The 2,366-nt window shown below is 54.2% G+C and carries 1 protein-coding gene; it reads right to left on the bottom strand.

Annotated features, from left to right (window positions below):
- Positions 1-2,366, bottom strand: a 2,366-nt coding sequence (locus Q4551_RS16055; RefSeq protein ID WP_303434928.1) for a hypothetical protein, incomplete at both ends; no start/stop codon positions are given.

Genomic DNA, 2,366 nt, shown 5'->3' with positions numbered 1-2,366 from the left:
TGGGTGTAGTCGTTGTAATGGTTGATGCGGGTTTCGCTGCCCACCGTAACGCCATCGGCATCAACTATTTGCAGGTATGTGCTGAAGTAGCCACCGTCCTGGCTTTCGGAGGTCCAGGTCACGACAAAGCCGCCGTCGGCCAGGGCGGTGACACTGGCGTCGTTCTGATTATTTGTCGTGTAGCTATTCACCGCCAGTTCAGCGCTGATCGCGTTGCCGTCGGCGTCGTAGATCCGGGCGTAGACGCCATCGGCGTCACCGTCCTGACCGTTCGAGGTCCAGACCACCACGTAACCACCGCTGCCCAGTGCTTCGACTTGCGCAGCGCTCTGGCTGCCGGTGGTGGTGCTGTTGATAACGGTTTCGCTGCCAATCCGCTCGCCGCTGGCGCTGAACCGCTGGCTGACAATACCGCTGCCATCGCCGTCGTCGGCGGTGGTCCATACCACGATAAAGCTGCCGTCAAGCAGGGTCGTTACCGAGGATTCGCTCTGGTCTCCGGCAAGGGTGGTATTGATCTGGAATTCATCCCCCAGGGTCTGACCGTTGGCGTCGTAGCGTTGGCCAACAATACCGCTGCCGTCGCCGTCGTCGGCGGTCGTCCAGCTCACCACGTAACCGGCAGCGCCGGAGGTAAAGGTTGGAGCTGTCATATCTGCAATCGTGATATATCGGGCCGAAGCCAGACTGATATTGCCCGCCTCATCAACGGCGTAAGCGTAATAATCACCCAATTGCAGGCCGGTAGTATTCACCTCTGTGCTACCAGCCGCTGCCAGGCTGGACGACACCCAAAGGCTGCTGTCTGCTGTCAGAATATCACTGATATCGTTAACGCTAATGCTGCTGCTAACCAGATAGACACTGCCCGCTTCATTACTGTACAGGCTCACCATATCGCCGAGATTATAGCTTTCTGTAGCCACTTCTACAGCGCTACCATTGGCATCAAATCGCTGACTATAGACCTGATAGTAACCATCAGTACCGATGCCGTACCAGGTAACAATAAAGGCACCATCTGAGCCTGTCGCTACAATTTGTGGCAGACGATCATCGCCACTGCTGTTATCAGGCGATTCCAGTGTTATTGCTGTTCCATTCAGACTGCCATCGGCATTGAATCTTTGAACAAAAACAGACTGATCCCCCTGTTCATCCTCTCCTTGCCAAACAATGGCCCAGGCGCCACTGTCACCGAATGCGGCAACTTCCGAATAAGTATCGTTACCTGTTGTGTTACCGGTGGCTTCCAGTGTCACGATGTCACCAGCTAATGATCCATCGGCATTGAACAGCTGAACAAAAATCGAGGTATCACCTTCTGCATCGGTGCCACGCCAGGTCACTACGTAGGCTCCTGTATCACCCACCAGAGCCAGTGCGGGCTGAACATCCTCACCTTCCGGATAGCCTGGAGCATCCAGTTTTACAGCACTACCAGTCAGGCTGCCATCGGCAGCAATGGTTTGCACATATATTGATAGACCAAGACCATCGTCACCGGCCCAGGCAACCACAAAGCCCCCACTCTCAAATGCCATAGCGACGGCAGAACCATCATTCCCATCACTGACTCCCGTCGCTTCGAGGGACAGGGGGCTACCATTGGGGCTGCCATCGGCATTAAAGCGCTGGACAAACACGGTCAGATCAAAGCCGCTGTCAAAGCTGCTCCACACCACCACGTAAGAACCATCATCTGCACTGGTACTGATTTGTGGTGGCAGGCTGACCCAGGAACCTGACAACGTTGTCAGTGTGCCCTTCAGTGAACCATCGGCATTAAATGCCTGTACGTAGACATCAGTGGTATCGTACCAGGTCACCACATAATCACCGCTCGCCAACGCAGTAATTTGCGGTGTGAACTCAGACTGTCCCGTCACTGCATCCAATTCCACCGTACTGCCACTGAGGCTGCCATCGGCTTCGAACTGTTGGACATAAATGGATGACGTACCACTGCCGTTATCTCCTTGCCAGGTCACTGCAAAGCGGCCGCTGTCATCAATAGCAATGATTTGCGGATCAACATCCTCACCATGACTCACATCAGTTGCTTCCAGAGAGATAAGGTAACCTACTGGCTGTCCCTGGTTATCATAACTTCTTGCAAAAATAGTGTTGTCACCTTCCCCATCACTACCGTACCAAACCAGGGCATAACCGCCGCTGTTGCCCAGTGCTGTCAGCTGCGGAGACAGATTGTCTTTATCGATGCTGGCTGTCACCTCTTCCGTTGCCATTGACAAGATCAGTGATGCCGTAGGGGCTATTTCGTCCAGATCGTTGACATCAAGGGTAACCGCTTGGTCGGTATGGTTACCGGCTCCATCGGTAGCGGTGACGGTAAAGCTGTAGCT

This window comes from Oceanobacter sp. 5_MG-2023, from assembly GCF_030548165.1.
Classification (GTDB): domain Bacteria; phylum Pseudomonadota; class Gammaproteobacteria; order Pseudomonadales; family Oceanobacteraceae; genus Oceanobacter.
This window is presented reverse-complemented; position numbering and strand designations above follow the sequence as displayed.